Raw genomic sequence first — 255 nt, 5'->3', positions numbered from 1 at the left:
CAGACATCCGACGAGTCCTCCTTAGGGAGGATACCCCTCCATACGTCCCACCCTTCGAGGTATTTCCCCTAGATAGGCACCCTCGTAGTCTTTTCATGTCAGCCAAGGCAAGGCGAAGACTTCTGCAGCCACACTAACGCTTTGCACTACTCGCACGAGAGACGACAAAAGGACCACCACATGCCACGATTCGTTCGCCGCTCCACCGCCCTAGCGGATGTGACATTTGCGCAGGCTCTTCATTCAGAGACGCAC

This window comes from Actinomyces oris (genome assembly GCF_006546825.1).
Classification (GTDB): Bacteria; Actinomycetota; Actinomycetes; order Actinomycetales; family Actinomycetaceae; genus Actinomyces; species Actinomyces oris.
This window is presented reverse-complemented; position numbering follows the sequence as displayed.